Annotated in this window: 13 protein-coding genes; 6 read left to right on the top strand and 7 right to left on the bottom strand. The window is 65.3% G+C overall.

Features of this window, described 5'->3' with window-relative positions; all coding sequences use genetic code 11:
• Positions 1-15: 15 nt before the first annotated feature.
• On the top strand, positions 16-834 hold the full coding sequence (locus tag ACSQ3N_RS05350; RefSeq protein WP_056173589.1) for an MBL fold metallo-hydrolase: 819 nt from the start codon (positions 16-18) through the stop codon (positions 832-834).
• Between the two features lie 94 nt (positions 835-928).
• On the opposite strand, the gene ACSQ3N_RS05345 is transcribed toward ACSQ3N_RS05350, so the two are convergent.
• From ACSQ3N_RS05345 to ACSQ3N_RS05325, 5 genes are all read right to left on the bottom strand, one after another.
• Positions 929-1,582, bottom strand: coding sequence for a sulfite oxidase heme-binding subunit YedZ (locus tag ACSQ3N_RS05345; protein WP_436145774.1), 654 nt, complete (start codon positions 1,580-1,582; stop codon positions 929-931).
• Between the two features lie 100 nt (positions 1,583-1,682).
• Positions 1,683-2,687 carry a protein-methionine-sulfoxide reductase catalytic subunit MsrP gene (msrP, locus tag ACSQ3N_RS05340; RefSeq protein ID WP_436145773.1) on the bottom strand — a complete coding sequence of 335 codons (1,005 nt, stop codon included), beginning with the start codon at positions 2,685-2,687 and terminating at the stop codon, positions 1,683-1,685.
• A gap of 188 nt (positions 2,688-2,875) precedes the next feature.
• Positions 2,876-4,222 carry a c-type cytochrome biogenesis protein CcsB gene (ccsB, locus tag ACSQ3N_RS05335; RefSeq protein ID WP_436145772.1) on the bottom strand — a complete coding sequence of 449 codons (1,347 nt, stop codon included), beginning with the start codon at positions 4,220-4,222 and terminating at the stop codon, positions 2,876-2,878.
• Positions 4,219-6,384 (bottom strand): cytochrome c biogenesis protein ResB, encoded by a 2,166-nt coding sequence (locus ACSQ3N_RS05330; RefSeq protein ID WP_436145771.1) that lies wholly within the window; start codon positions 6,382-6,384, stop codon positions 4,219-4,221. The genes ccsB and ACSQ3N_RS05330 overlap by 4 nt, the downstream gene beginning before the upstream one ends.
• 163 nt (positions 6,385-6,547) lie before the next feature.
• Entirely contained in the window at positions 6,548-7,189 is a 642-nt protein-coding gene (locus ACSQ3N_RS05325; protein ID WP_436145770.1) for a c-type cytochrome, read from the bottom strand.
• A gap of 72 nt (positions 7,190-7,261) precedes the next feature.
• Between ACSQ3N_RS05325 and yihA the strand changes: the two genes are divergently transcribed.
• Together yihA and ACSQ3N_RS05315 are read left to right on the top strand one after the other, a co-directional pair.
• Positions 7,262-8,029, top strand: coding sequence for a ribosome biogenesis GTP-binding protein YihA/YsxC (gene yihA, locus ACSQ3N_RS05320; RefSeq protein ID WP_436145769.1), 768 nt, complete (start codon positions 7,262-7,264; stop codon positions 8,027-8,029).
• A 50-nt stretch (positions 8,030-8,079) separates the two neighbouring features.
• Positions 8,080-8,985 carry an alpha/beta fold hydrolase gene (locus ACSQ3N_RS05315; protein WP_436145768.1) on the top strand — a complete coding sequence of 302 codons (906 nt, stop codon included), beginning with the start codon at positions 8,080-8,082 and terminating at the stop codon, positions 8,983-8,985.
• 164 nt (positions 8,986-9,149) lie between these two features.
• On the opposite strand, the gene ACSQ3N_RS05310 is transcribed toward ACSQ3N_RS05315, so the two are convergent.
• Positions 9,150-10,016 carry a lysophospholipid acyltransferase family protein gene (locus ACSQ3N_RS05310; RefSeq protein ID WP_056173390.1) on the bottom strand — a complete coding sequence of 289 codons (867 nt, stop codon included), beginning with the start codon at positions 10,014-10,016 and terminating at the stop codon, positions 9,150-9,152.
• Positions 10,013-10,879: a lysophospholipid acyltransferase family protein gene (locus ACSQ3N_RS05305; protein WP_056173388.1), complete on the bottom strand. Its 867-nt coding sequence runs from the start codon at positions 10,877-10,879 to the stop codon at positions 10,013-10,015. Before ACSQ3N_RS05305 ends, ACSQ3N_RS05310 begins: the two co-directional genes overlap by 4 nt.
• A 132-nt stretch (positions 10,880-11,011) precedes the next feature.
• Between ACSQ3N_RS05305 and metK the strand changes: the two genes are divergently transcribed.
• The 3 genes from metK to ACSQ3N_RS05290 all read left to right on the top strand — a co-directional run bounded on the left by metK (position 11,012) and on the right by ACSQ3N_RS05290 (position 13,370).
• Entirely contained in the window at positions 11,012-12,193 is a 1,182-nt protein-coding gene (gene metK / locus ACSQ3N_RS05300; protein WP_056173384.1) for a methionine adenosyltransferase, read from the top strand.
• 484 nt (positions 12,194-12,677) lie between these two features.
• A complete protein-coding gene (locus ACSQ3N_RS05295; RefSeq protein ID WP_056173382.1) occupies positions 12,678-12,863 on the top strand; it encodes a DUF1328 domain-containing protein in 186 nt (61 codons plus the stop codon).
• 54 nt (positions 12,864-12,917) lie between these two features.
• Positions 12,918-13,370 carry a hemerythrin domain-containing protein gene (locus tag ACSQ3N_RS05290; RefSeq protein WP_056173380.1) on the top strand — a complete coding sequence of 151 codons (453 nt, stop codon included), beginning with the start codon at positions 12,918-12,920 and terminating at the stop codon, positions 13,368-13,370.
• Positions 13,371-13,388: the final 18 nt, after the last annotated feature.

The raw sequence follows: 13,388 nt of genomic DNA, 5'->3' as shown, positions 1-13,388 counted from the left end.
CACTGCAGGATGGCCATGGCCCTGGAACTCTACCGCGACAAGAATCACGCTTGTCTGATGTTCACCGACCTCATCGAGGAAGACGGCCAGGCCGTGCAGGCCAATCAGTTCCTGATCGTGGACGACGACACCGGCGCAATCATCGACCCGGGCGGCAACCTGGCGTTCAATGAGTTGTTCATGGGGATGACCAAGCACTTCCCACCCCATAAGCTGTCGTACCTGATCGCCTCGCACGCAGACCCGGACATCATCGCTTCGCTGGACCGGTGGATGACCAGCACCAAGGCAGACCTGGTGATCTCGCGCGTGTGGGAGCGGTTTGCACCCCACTTCACCAAGGTCGGCAAGACCGAAAACCGCGTGATCGGCGTGCCTGACAGCGGCGGTCACCTGCCGCTAGGGCGCCATGAGCTGGTGCTGTTGCCGGCGCACTTCATGCATTCCGAAGGCAATTTCCACTTCTACGACCCGGTCAGCCGCATCCTGTTCACGGGCGACCTGGGGGTGTCGATGATGTCTGGGGCCGAAGCGCGCGTGCCGGTCACCGACCTCAAGCCCCACATCCCGCGGATGGAAGGGTTCCACCGGCGGTACATGGTCTCCAACAAGATTCTGCGGCTGTGGACGCAGATGGCGCGGAAGCTGGAGATTTCCATGCTGGTGCCGCAGCATGGCGCCCCCATCATGGGCAAGAAGGCCATCGGCGACTTCTTCGACTGGATCGAGAACCTGATGTGCGGTATCGATCTCTTCGATGACCGTGCCTACCAGATCCCTACGGCCTACATCGACCCGGTCAGCCGGCAGATGCGCGCCCAGCCTGTGCGGTAGACGGCTACCTGTTGTGATTAAAAAAGGCGCTACCGCTTTTCCAGCAAGCGCCAGCAGCTATCAATTCAATAGCATCGGGTGCGAGGACCCGCCACTACCTCGTCCGTGCGGCAGCAGGTGATGCCTGCACCGCGGCCCCACGCGCCGCCTTGCTTTTGCGCAGCCGCTGCCACAGGCGCCACCCCAGCAACGCGGCCAGGATGGCGGCGTACACGGCCACTTCACCAAAGTCATTCTTTCCGGCGCGCATCCAGAAGAAATGCAGGATGGCCAGCCCGGCGACGACGTAGACCGTGCGGTGCAGCGCCTGCCAGCGCTTGCCGCCCATCGCCTTGATGGCACGGTTGAACGACGTGGCGGCCAACAGCGTGAGCAGCAGCAACGCCAGCGAGCCCACCAGGATGAACGGCCGCTTGGCGATGTCGCGCAGGATGTCCGGCAGATCGAACCCCATGTCGAACCAAGCGTAGCTCAGCAGGTGCAGCACGGCGTAAAAGAACACGAACAATCCCAGCATGCGCCGAAACCGCGCCAGCTGCGGCGTGGAAGTGATGACGCGCGCGGGCGTCACGGCCAGCACCAGGCACAGCGCACGCAGCGCCCAGTCGCCAGTGGCGCGGATCAGCGCCTCGGCCGGGTTGGCGCCCAGCTGGTTGGTGGCCGTGGCGTAGACCAGCCAGGCCAGCGGCAACAGGCACAGCACGAACACCACAGGCTTGGCGGCCGGATGAAGCAAGAGTTTTCGCATGGGGAGCCCAGGCTGGGGGATCGGCGTGAAAGCGTAAAGTCGGAGGGCGGTGGATGGCCGAACAGGCGCAGGTCAGTGGCCCTGCCCGGCGCACCCAGGTTCAGTAGAACTTCTTGAGGTCCATGCCGGCGTAAAGCTGGCCGACCTGCGCTTCGTAACCGTTGAACATCAGCGTCTTGCGCTTCTTGGCGAACAGGCCGTCTTCGCCGATGCGCCGCTCGGTGGCCTGGCTCCAGCGGGGGTGGTCCACCTCGGGGTTCACGTTGGAGTAAAAGCCGTATTCCTGCTTGGCCGCCTTGTTCCAGGCCGTGCCTGGTTCCTTCTCGACGAAGCGGATCTTGACCAGACTCTTGGCGCTCTTGAAGCCGTATTTCCACGGCACCACCAAGCGCACCGGTGCGCCGTTCTGGTTGGGCAGCACCTCGCCATACATGCCGAAGCTCAGCAGCGTGAGCGGGTGCATGGCTTCGTCCATGCGCAGGCCTTCCACATACGGCCAGTCCAGCACGCGGGACCCGACGAACGGCATGGTCGCCTTGTCGGCCAGCGTCACGAACTCGACGTACTTGGCACTGCCCTGGGGCTCCACGCGCTTGATCAGCTCGGCCAGCGAATACCCCACCCACGGCACCACCATGGACCAGCCCTCCACGCAGCGCAGGCGGTAGATGCGCTCTTCCTGGGCACTGAGCTTGAGCAGGTCTTCGATGCTGTACTTGCCCGGCTTCTTGACGAGGCCCTCGACTTCCACCGTCCAGGGGGTGGTCTTCAGGGTGTGGGCGTTGCGCGCCGGGTCGGCCTTGTCGGTGCCGAATTCATAGTAGTTGTTGTAGGTGCTCGCGTCCTTGTAGTCGGTGAGCTTTTCCATGGTGACGGCCCCAGCCACCGTCGACCGGGTGCTGGCCAGCGCGGCCAGCTTGCCGGGCTTGGGCACTGCCGCTGCCTGCGCCATGGCTTCGCGCCCCGCCCAGGCTGCCATGGCAGCGCCTGCTGCGCCACCGGCCATCAGGCGCAGCATCTGGCGCCGGTCCTCGTAGACCGAGCGCGGCGTGATCTCCGAGGAGTGCGGGTGGTTGAAGCCTTTGTCGCGGGGCGGGATCAGCATGGCGGTCTCCGGTGTTCTCGGGTTGAAACAGTGTGACGATAGAGCAGAACAACTGCTAGTTCGTTCCCTGTACCGCTCAGGTTACACCGAAGACGCAATAGTTTCTGTTTCTGTCGCGCCGACCCCACCACCCTGTTCGCACGCGTCCGCATCCGTCCAGCCGCCCGGGGAATGGCGCCCCGGTGTTCTTACAGCGTGCCGTAGCTGTGCAGCCCCGACAGGAACATGTTCACGCCCAGAAAGGCGAACGTGGTCACCGCCAGGCCGACCAGCGCCCACCAGGCTGACAGGGTGCCCCGCAGCCCCTTCATCAGGCGCATGTGCAGCCAGGCCGCGTAGTTGAGCCAGACGATCAGCGCCCAGGTCTCCTTCGGGTCCCAGCTCCAGTAGCCGCCCCAGGCCTCGGCCGCCCACAGGGCGCCCAGCACGGTGGCGATGGTGAAGAACGCAAAGCCCACGGCGATGGACTTGTACATCACGTCGTCCAGGATCTCGAACGACGGCAGGCGCGCCGCGATGCGCTTGCGGCCCAGCAAGATGCCCGCGACGATGAGCGCGGAGATGCCGAAGTACACCATCCAGTAGCTGCCGCCGTTCTCGGTGGCACCCTGGCGGAAGACGATGGGCTCGAAGCACAGCACCACGCCCAGCAGCCACAGCGGGGCCAGCTTGTACCAGCGGGTTTCGGTGGCCTGCTGCTTGATCAGGTAGGCAAAGGCCACCATGGCGGCCAGCGCAAAGGTGCCGTAGCCGATGAAGTTGGCGGGCACGTGCAGCTTCATCCACCAGCTTTTCAGGGCCGGCACCAGGGGCTGGATCTCATGCGCCTCGCGCACCACGGTGTACCAGAGCAGAAAGCCCACCGCCGCGCTCACCACCAGCATCACGAAGCCGCCCAGGGCGCGCGTGTCGTACTGCTGCTCGTAGTACAGGTAGAACGCAGCGGTCATCCAGCAGAACAGCACGAACACCTCGTACAGATTGCTCACCGGGATGTGGCCGATGTCCGGGCCGATGAGGTAGCTCTCGTACCAGCGCACCAGCGTGCCGATGAGCGCCATGGCCACCGCCACCCAGGCGATGCGCGAGCCCAGCAGGCTCATCGTGCGGCCTTCGCCGCGCGAGAACATGCCCACCCAGTAGAAGATGGTGCTCATGAAGAACAGCATGCTCATCCACAAAATGGCGGACTGGCTGGACAGGAAGTACTTGAGGCCGAACACCGCATCGGCCCGCGCCAGGCTGCCCGCACCGTCCTGCTGGTACAGGCCGATGGCCATCAGCGCCACCGCCGCCACCACCAGCAGCAGCACGCGCAGCGGGCGCCAGAACCAGCACAGCCAGATGGTGCACGGGATGGCGCCCAGCAGGATGCCCTTCTCGTACACATCCATGAAGCTGCCGTAGCGCTGCAGTGCATACAGCCCCCCTGCTACGACGATGGCGGCAAACAGCCAGTCGAACCAGTTGCGGCGGGCAAAGAACCCCTCGTTCAGGGTGATTACGGTGGTCGTGTTGCGGGTGGCGGTGTTCATGCGGTGCCTTCCGGGGCCTTGGTGGCCCCGATCAGTTTCTGTGCAAGCTGGACGAACTCATGGTCGCCGTCCATGGTTTTTCGATTGGTCGACAGGGCCATGACGGCGTGGCTGAGCGTGCCATCACCGTCGCGGGGGGCGAGCCAAACCCATACGCGGCGCTCGCGCACGTAGAGCATGGCAAAAACGCCAAGGATCAGCAAGGCGCAGCCCAGATAGACGATGTTCTTGCCCGGGGCGCGTGCCACCTGGAACACGCTGGCCTGCACCTGCGTGAAGTCCTTGAGCTCGAACACCAGCGGTGCGGGGTAGATCTGCGCGTCGGACAGCGACAGCACCGCCTGCGTCATGAAGCCCTGGGTCTTTTCATCCTGCGGCAACGCAGCCAGACCCGCGCGCTGGCGCGACAGCTGCGCCAATTCGAACAGCGTGCCGTTCAGGATGCGCACCAGCACTTCGCCGGCGCGCGCGCGCTCGGCCTCGGGCACGTTGGCTTCCATGAAGTCCGACACCGCCTGCAGGCCGCCGGTGGGCTTGCCATCGACCATGCCCCGGCCCGCGAACAGCGCCAGCGCGCGGGATGCAGACTGCCGCAGCTGCTCGGCCAGTTCGGGGCGCGAGGCATCGATGGCCTGCGCCACATAGCGGCGCACGGCCACCTCACGGGCCTCCGGGTCGGCCAAGGCGGCCTTCATGCGCAAAAAGCCATCCATGCTGCCGCTGTCATCGGCCGGCACGCGCAGGTAGCGAAACGGCTCGGACGGCGTCTCTCGCACGCCCAGCAGAAACACGGGCGCGCCGTCGCCAGTGTCCACCGGCAGCATGTAGTTGTGGAATTCGCGGGCCTGGCCTGCGGCGTCGCGCAGCTTGTAGCTCACGCTGGGGCCTACGTTGCGCAACTCTTTCTTGGTCACCGTCTTGTTGGCCGCGCCCAGGCGCGACTCCACCGATTCGCGCAGGTCGACCTTGCGGACGTCCACGCCCGTGCTGCCGGGGCCGGCGCCTGCAAAGTTCTCCACGTTGATGGTGCGCAGCGCGGTGAATTCGAGCGTGAGCTTGTCGCTGCCCGGGCCGCCGCCCTTGTTGGTGAGCTCGGTGGAGTTGCCCACCACGCCTTCGATGTCGAACGGCTTGGCGCCCGCCACCATGGGCACGGCACGCAGCTTCAGGTGCGAGCCGCCGTCGTCAAAGCTCGACTGGTAGATCTCGATGCCTTTGTAGCTGGCCGGGTGGTTCACCTCGACGCGTGCCGGGGTCTTCTCGCCCGTGGCCTTGTCGTGGATGACGATCTCGCTGGCAAACAGCTTGGGCATGCCGGTGGAGTAGTGCTCCACGATGAATTTCTTGAGCTCGATGGCAAACGGCAGGTCCTGCAGCAGCACGCCGTCGGACTGGTTCAGGATGGCCGTGCTCGACTGCGTGCCTTCGGCCACCAGCAGGTTGCCCCGGAACGTGGGGTTGCGCTCGGACAGGCGATGCTCGGGCTTCACGTCGGCGATCAGACCGCCGCCCTGGTACGGCGTCTTGCCGCCCAGCAGCATCTGGGCGCGCACGATCAGGTCACCATCGAGCAGCCCGCCCAGGCACACCAGCACGATGGCGCTGTGCGCCGCGATATAGCCCAGCTTGTTGGCCGCACCCGCCTTGGCCGCCACCATCCAGCCCGTGCCAGGGCCGGCAGCCGTGTCGCGCTGCTGCAGGCGCACCTTCCAGCCGCCGCCCGCCAGCATGGTGCCGATGCGGCGCGCCTCGGCTTCGGCCGACTCGTTCAGGTCGGCCTCGGCCTTGTGGTGGAAGGCCTTGAGGCTCTGCTCGCGGATGTTTTCCTTGTAGACCTTGAGGTCCGTAATGATCTTGGGCGTGTTGCGCGCAATGCACAGCGACGTGCTGGTCACCAGGAACGCCAGGATGAGCAGGAACCACCAGGCGCTGTACACCGCGTTGAGCTGGATGGCCCCAAACAGCTCGGCCCAGAAGGGCCCGAACTGGTTGACGTAGTTGACCGCGGGCTCATGCTGCTTGAGCACCGTGCCGATCACCGAGGCGATGCAGATCACCGTCAGCAGCGAGATCGCGAACCGCATGGAGGACAGCAGCTCGACCCCGGCGCGCAGGGCTGCGGAGCCAGACTGGACACGAAGGCCCTGGGTGTTGTCGGACATGGAGTGTTAGAAGAGGAAAAGCGGGTGCCCGAAAGCGCGAGAAAAGAAAGAAAGCAAAAAGGGCGGGGCCATCAGTGCGATGGACCCGCCCTTTTTGGGGTTGTTATTGGCGGTAGGTTCCGTGCGGCCCTTAAAAGAGCCGCCGTTCATTGACGAGGATCAATCAGCGCAGGCCGGCGATGTAATCCGACACGGCCTTGATTTCCTTGTCGTTGAGCTTGGCCGCCACTTGCGTCATCTGGATGCTGTTGGCGCGCTTGCCGTCGCGGAATTCCACCAGCTGCTTGGCGGTGTAGTCGGCGTGCTGGCCCGACAGGCGGGGGTACTGGGCCGGGATGCCCGCGCCATTCGGGCTGTGGCAACCGGCGCAGGCGGCGATGTTGCGGTCAGCGATGCCGCCGCGGTAGATGCGCTCGCCCAGCGTGACCAGTTCCTTTTCCTTCGCAAAACCGGGCTTGGCGGTTTTGGATGTCACCCAGTAGGCGATGTTCTTCATGTCTTCGTCCGACAGGGCCGAGGCGAAGCCCTTCATGACGGGGTCGTTGCGCTTGCCGGACTTGAACTCCTGCAGCTGCTTGACCAGGTATTCAGGGTGCTGCTGCGACAGCTTGGGGTTGGCTGCGATGGCCGAATTGCCATCGGCGCCGTGGCAGGCTGCGCACACGGCCGTGAAGCTGGCCTCGCCTTTGACCAGATCGGGCTTGGCCGCCTTGGGCGGTGCCGCAGGAGCTTCCCCCGCTGCAAAGGCCGAGAAAACAGGTGCTGCCAGTGCGGCAGCTGTCAACAAGGAGGCGAGCAACTTCATATCGAGGGTCTATGTTTATGTGCGCAAAACCTCGCGATTCTACAATGAGGCTCTCTCGCAACCCAATACTCCATGACGACCTCCCCCACTGTGCCAGTTGCTGGCTCTCTTTCGCCCGCACCCGACGCCAAGATCGCCATGGGCTGGATGCACACGGCCAGATTCCTCACCACAGCCGCGCAGTTGCACCACCTGCCGCCTATTCACGTGCCCGAGATCGCCTTCGTGGGCCGCTCCAACGCCGGCAAATCCACCTGCATCAACACGCTCACCCAGCAAAAGCAGCTGGCGTTCGCGTCCAAAAGGCCGGGGCGCACGCAGCACATCAACCTGTTCTCGCTGGGCAAGCATGGCGTGACCGATGCGGTACTGGCCGATCTGCCCGGCTACGGCTACGCGAAGGTGTCGCGCTCGGACAAGCTGCGCTGGCAGCAGGTGATGGTCAACTACCTGGTCAGCCGCCCCGGGCTCACCGGCATCGTGTTGCTGTGCGACCCGCGCCTCGGTCTGACCGACTTGGACGAAGCACTGCTCGAAGTGCTGCGCCCCCGGGTCGAGGAAGGCCTCAAATTCCTCATCGTGCTGACCAAGGCCGACAAGCTCACACGTTCCGAGCAAGCCAAGATCCTGTCGATTACGCGACTGAACGCGGCCGGCGGAGATGTGATGATGTTTTCGGCCCTCAAGAAGCAGGGCGTGGACGAGGTGGCGCAGTTGCTGTGGCAATGGGCGCACCCGGCGCAGGTGGCTGACGCCCCAGCCGCAGTGCCAGGCGACGGCCCTGGCCCCGCCAGTGACGACTCCACGCCGGACGCGCCTGAGGATTCTCAGCAAAACTAGGCCCTAGCGCTTATTCATCAGGCGCTATCAGCTATCAAATTAGTAGCGCCATGATCCAAACCCATCCCGTCGCCCTGCCCCACGGCATCACCCTGCACTGTCGCGTGAGCGGCGTGGCCGGCCGGCCCGTGCTGGTGTTTCTGCACGGATTCCCCGAAGGCGCGTTCATCTGGGACGAGCAGCTGGCGTACTTTGCCCGGCCGGAGAACGGCGGCTACCGCTGCATCGCCCCCTACCTGCGGGGTTTCGGCCCCTCCAGCAGCCCCGCCGAGGTCGAGGCCTACCGCGCCAAGCACCTGGTGCAAGACCTGGTGGCCCTGATCGCCGCCGAGTCGCCCCAGGCACCGCTCGAATGCCTGGTGGCGCACGACTGGGGTGGCGCCGTGGCCTGGAACCTGGCCAACCAGCAACCGCAGTTGATGAAGCGCCTGGCCATCGTCAACTCGCCGCACCCCGGTGCCTTCGTGCGCGAGTTGGCACACAACGCTGCGCAGCAGGCCGCCAGCCAGTACATGCATTTCCTGTGCAGGCCGGACGCCGAAGCCCTTCTGGCCGAGAACGACTTCCGCCGACTGTTCGGCTTCTTCGATGACCCTCAAGGCCGCGCCCCGGCGTGGCTCACCGATAGTGTGCGCGCCCAATACCGCGCGCTGTGGCAGCAGGGCCTGACCGGCGCGTGCAACTACTACCGCGCCAGTCCCATCCGTCCGCCGCGGGACGGGGAGCCCGGCGCGCAAACGATCACGCTGCCCGAGTCCATGCTCACGGTCGACGTGCCCACACTGGTGCTCTGGGCCATGGACGACCCGGCCCTGCTTCCGGGCCTGCTGGATGGCCTGCCGGGCTGGATTCCGCAGCTGCAGATCCACGAAGTGGAGCAGGCCTCGCACTGGGTCGTGCACGAGCACCCAGAGCGCGTGGCGCTGGAGTTACGCCGGTTCTTGCAATCCAATTGATAGCTGCCAGCGCTTTGCAGACAAGCGCCAGAGGCCATTTTCAAAAGCATCTGCCATCTTGCCAAATGGCGCACCCCAGGCCAGTGCCACCGTGGAACCGGCTCTGCCAGGCCACGAGTGGCGGCCCCCGGAGGGCGAAACGCCGCAGGCGGCTCAGGGGGGAATCAATACAAGCCTGGCTCGCCCTCGGGCCGCGTCTTGAAGCGCTTGTGCACCCAGTAGTACTGCTCGGGCATGGTGTCGATCACGGCCTGCAGCTCGCGGTTCATGCGCTCGGTGTCGGCATCGACGTCATCGGTGGGGAAGTTCGCCCACGCGGGCGACACCTCGGCCACGTAGCCAGTGGGCGTCATGCGCGAATACACCCCGACCACCTTGGCACGCCCCAGCCGCGCAAAGCGCGACAGCGACGGGATGGTCGCGGTGGTCACGCCGTAGAACGGCACGAACACCGAATCGTTACGGCCATAGTCCATGTCGGGCAGCAGGTACAGCAGGCCGCCCTGGCGCAGGTTGGCGATGATGGGCTTCACGCCGTGAGACCGGTTGAGCATGCGCACATCGCCAAAACGCTGGCGCCCGGCCATGAACCAGGCGTCCACCGCGGGGTCTGGGTGGGTGGCGAAGATGGAAGTGAACGCGCGCGTCGAGTGCAGCGGTAGCGCCAGTCCTCCCGCATCCATGCCGTAGAAATGCGGCGCGAACAGGATGGTGGGCGTGTCGCCCTCCAGCTCGTGGATGGCGCCGGTGAGCACCACACGCCGCTCCACCACCTCGCGCGGCGCGGCCCAGAGCCAGCTGCGGTCGAGCCAGGTCTGGCAGAACGCCACAAAACTCGCCCGCGCCACCGCGCGGCGGCGCGCCTCGGTCCAGTCCGGAAAACACAGCGCCAGGTTGCGCAGCGCCACCCGGCGCCGGGGCGCCGCTAGCACAAAGGCCACTTGCCCCAGCAGCCAACCCACGCCCCGCAGCACTGGCAACGGCAGCAGCGCCAGCACCCGCATGAACCACACACCCAGGCGGCCGATCATGCTGCGGTCTCCGGAGCCGGTGCAGCCGGCGGCGCGGCCTCGGCACGGGGCTGCTTGTAGCGGGCGTAGCCCCACAGGTACTGCTCGGGGCACTGGCGGATGAGGTGTTCCATGGCCTGGTTGATCTGCAGCAGGGCCTGGTCCATGTCGCTCGACAGGGGTGCCGCCAGCGGCTCGAAATGCGTCACGTAGCCACGGCCCCAGGGCAGCCGTTCGCAGCGCGCCAGCACCACTGCCGCGCCCGTCTGCTGCGCCAGCCGCGCGGCCAGGGTCATGGTGTAAGCGTCACGGCCAAAAAAGGGCGACCACAAACCCTGCCCGTCGGGCGGCACCTGGTCGGGCAGCAGGCCCACGGCCTCGCCGCGGCGCAGGGCCTTGATCATCTGGCGCACACCCGCCAGCGTGGTGGGCACAGCCAGCATGCCGGGGCGGTTGCGGGCGGTTTCCATCACCTTGGCCAGCCAGGCCTGGCGTGCGGGGCGGTACAACACGGTGATGGGGCCGCGCTCGGCACTGAAGCGCCGGGCCGCTGCCTGGGCCGACAGCTCGAAGCACCCCTGGTGCGGCGTGAGGTAGACGATGCCCTTGCCAGCCGCATAGGCCGCCTCGACACAGGCCTCGCCCTCCAGCCGGCAGGGCATGGGCGCGCCCAGCCACAGGCGGGGCAGCTCGGTCACCATGCGGCCCGCGTGCGCCACGGCGGCACGCACCGCGCCGAACGGATAGCCCGCCATTGCCACGTTGGCCAAAAAGCGCCGCCGGTACGTGGGCGACGCCGCAAACGCCACCCAGCCCATCGCCGCGCCGAGGGCGTGCAGCAACCACAGCGGGAACACAGAAAAGAAACGGAACACGACTGGCATTAAAATAACGGGGTCGCTGAGTTAAATGAGCAACTTGCAGGGCGACGTTAAAAAAATCTGCTAAAGCGTTCGCCAAAGCTCCTTCGGGGTGAGGGCAACGCCCCAAATGCCGGAACACAGGAGTTTATTCAAATGGCGAACGACTTTCTCTTTACCTCGGAATCCGTGTCCGAAGGCCACCCCGACAAGGTGGCCGACCAGATCTCGGATGCGATCCTCGATGCGATCTTCAAGGAAGACCCCCGCTCCCGCGTCGCCGCCGAAACGCTGACCAACACCGGCCTCGTGGTGCTGGCGGGCGAGATCACCACCAACGCCCATGTGGACTACATCCAGGTGGCGCGCGACACCATCAAGCGCATCGGCTACGACAACACCGACTACGGCATCGACTACAAGGGCTGTGCCGTGCTGGTGGCCTACGACAAGCAGTCCAACGACATCGCCCAGGGCGTGGACCACGCGTCCGACGACCACCTGAACACCGGCGCTGGCGACCAGGGCCTGATGTTCGGCTATGCCTGCGACGAAACGCCCGAGCTGATGCCCGCGCCCATCTACTACGCGCACCGCCTGGTCGAGCGCCAGGCCCAGCTGCGCAAGGATGGCCGCCTGCCCTTCCTGCGCCCCGACGCCAAGTCGCAAGTCACCATGCGCTACGTGGACGGCAAGCCCCACAGCATCGACACCGTGGTGCTGTCCACCCAGCACCACCCCGACCAGAGCGAAACCCAGACCAAGATGAAGGCCTCGTTCACCGAAGCCATCATCGAAGAGATCATCAAGCCCGTGCTGCCCAAGGAATGGCTGCAGAACACCCGCTACCTGATCAACCCCACCGGCCGCTTCGTCATCGGCGGCCCCCAGGGCGACTGCGGCCTGACCGGCCGCAAGATCATCGTGGACACCTACGGCGGCGCCTGCCCCCACGGCGGTGGTGCCTTCAGCGGGAAAGATCCAACAAAGGTGGACCGCTCGGCCGCCTACGCTGCCCGCTACGTGGCCAAGAACATCGTGGCTGCCGGCCTGGCGCGCCAGTGCCAGATCCAGGTGGCCTACGCCATCGGCGTGGCCGAGCCGATGAACATCACGGTCTACACCGAAGGCACGGGCGTGGTCCCAGACGAGCGCCTGGCCGAATTGGTGCGCGAGCACTTCGACCTGCGGCCCAAGGGCATCATCCAGATGCTCGACCTGCTGCGCCCGATCTACGAAAAGACGGCAGCGTATGGTCACTTCGGCCGCGAAGAGCCAGAGTTCAGCTGGGAACGTACGGACAAGGCTGCTGCACTGCGTGCAGCAGCGGGGCTGTAAGCCCCCCGCGCGGTACGCGCGGCTTTCCGTACGTGGGCGAAGCTCATATCGCGCTAGCGAAGTGAGCGCAGACCAAAAGACCGATAAAGCTGCCGCACTGCGTGCGTCAGCCGGGCTGTAAAGCCCGCCGCGCAATAGCGCGGTTTTCGGTCTTCGGGCGTAGTTCATATCGCGCCAGCGATGTGAACGGAGACCAAGGGACGGACAAGGCTGCTGCACTGCGTGCAGCAGCGGGGCTGTAACCCCGCAGCACCTAACGCATCCAATATCCCCGCAAAGCCGCAACGTCCCCACGTTGCGGCTTTTCTTTTGCCCGCTTGCCTGTGCACGCACCTGACCCGCACCCACCCAGCACCCCAGCGACTCTCTCCTACACCCGCATCCCGCCCGTGCTGACGGCTGTGCCCAGGCCCCGCCGGTATCGTTCCAGCACACCCTCACGCAGCCCCGGGCTGCTCTTCAACCCTCGCTAGGAGCGACCATCATGCTGAAGTACGCCATCATTTTTGCCCTGATCTCCCTGGTTGCAGGTGCACTGGGCTTCACCGGTGTGGCCGCTGGCGCCGCAGGCATTGCCAAGGTGCTGTTCGTGATCTTCCTGATCATCGCCGTGGTGTTCGTGATCCTCGCCGTCGTGGGCGTGGGTGCAGCGCGCAAGGCGCTGAAGTAACCACCCCGGTTGGTTTCATCACCCCACGATCAGACACATAAAACCAGGACTCCCATGGCACTCAACATCTTTGAAGCACTGCGCGAAAGCCACGAACGGCAACGCGAGCTGTGCAAGCAACTGGTCGAGACCAGCGGCGACACGCCCGAGCGGCACGACCTGTTCGAGCAGCTCAAGACAGAACTGCTGGCGCACGAGTTGGCCGAAGAGCGGCATTTCTACATTCCGCTGATGGCTCACGACGCAGGCGTGGATTTGTCACGCCACGCGATCTCCGAGCACCACGAGCTCGATGAAATGGTGGAGTCGCTGGAAGATGCCGACCCCGCCACGCCCACCTGGCTGCCCCTCGCGAAGAAACTGGCTGAAAAGGTCGAGCACCATTTGAAAGAAGAGGAGCACAAGTTCTTCCAGATGGCGGGCAAACTGCTGACCGAAAAGCAGAAAACCCAGCTGGCCAAGGAATACCTGGCGACCTACGAAGAAGCCAAGACCACGACGGCTTGAGAAGCGACCACGGCGCAG

This window comes from Acidovorax sp. LjRoot194, from assembly GCF_964253015.1.
Lineage (GTDB): Bacteria > Pseudomonadota > Gammaproteobacteria > Burkholderiales > Burkholderiaceae_C > Acidovorax.
Note: the sequence above shows the minus strand (reverse complement) of the source record. Positions and strands in the feature narration are given on the sequence as shown.